Annotated in this window: 6 tRNA genes; all 6 read right to left on the minus strand. The window is 50.0% G+C overall.

Going from position 1 to position 734, the window contains the following annotated elements:
• Nucleotides 1-143: 143 nt before the first annotated feature.
• The 6 genes from H9631_RS22165 to H9631_RS22190 all read right to left on the minus strand — a co-directional run bounded on the left by H9631_RS22165 (nucleotide 144) and on the right by H9631_RS22190 (nucleotide 653).
• Nucleotides 144-227, minus strand: a tRNA-Leu gene (locus H9631_RS22165).
• Nucleotides 228-238: 11 nt separating this feature from the next.
• Nucleotides 239-312, minus strand: a tRNA-Cys gene (locus H9631_RS22170).
• Nucleotides 313-317: 5 nt separating this feature from the next.
• Nucleotides 318-392: transfer RNA gene (locus H9631_RS22175), tRNA-Gly, on the minus strand.
• Nucleotides 393-395: 3 nt separating this feature from the next.
• Nucleotides 396-467 (minus strand) — tRNA-Gln (locus H9631_RS22180).
• Between the two features lie 31 nt (nucleotides 468-498).
• Nucleotides 499-573, minus strand: a tRNA-His gene (locus H9631_RS22185).
• Between the two features lie 6 nt (nucleotides 574-579).
• Nucleotides 580-653 (minus strand) — tRNA-Trp (locus H9631_RS22190).
• Between the last annotated feature and the right edge of the window lie 81 nt (nucleotides 654-734).

Here is a 734-nt window from a genome sequence, read left to right on the forward strand (position 1 = left end):
GTGTATTTTTTTGTTTTTTCAGATGTGCTCCCAACTGCTTAGCAGTAAGGGAGACCACCACATTCAGTATAGAACCTATTGATATAGAAAAAATGAAAATAAAAACAGACGGACCAATTGGTCGCGTCTGTTTTCTTTTAGTATACCTGAGGTGGGATTCGAACCCACAAGCCCGTGAGGGCATTGGATTTTGAGTCCAACGTGTATGCCAGTTCCACCACTCAGGCATGATATAAAATGGAGGCGGCAACCGGATTCGAACCGGTGGTAAGGGTGTTGCAGACCCGTGCCTTACCACTTGGCTATGCCGCCAATTTTGGAGCGGAAGACGGGGTTCGAACCCGCGACCCCCACCTTGGCAAGGTGGTGTTCTACCACTGAACTACTTCCGCATACTGGGCTAGCTGGATTCGAACCAACGAATGACGGAGTCAAAGTCCGTTGCCTTACCACTTGGCTATAGCCCATTAATATATCTTCATTATACTATATATGTAATGGGGCGACTAGTGGGAATCGAACCCACGATGTCGGAGCCACAATCCGATGCGTTAACCACTTCGCCATAGCCGCCGTGATTGGCAGGGGCAGTAGGAATCGAACCCACACTAGAGGTTTTGGAGACCTCTGTTCTACCGTTAAACTATGCCCCTGTAGAATGGTGGTGGGGGACGGATTCGAACCGCCGAACCCGGAGGGAGCGGATTTACAGTCCGCCGCGTTTAGCCACTTCG

Source organism: Bacillus norwichensis (assembly GCF_014836955.1).
GTDB classification, from domain to species: Bacteria; Bacillota; Bacilli; order Bacillales; family Bacillaceae_C; genus Siminovitchia; species Siminovitchia norwichensis.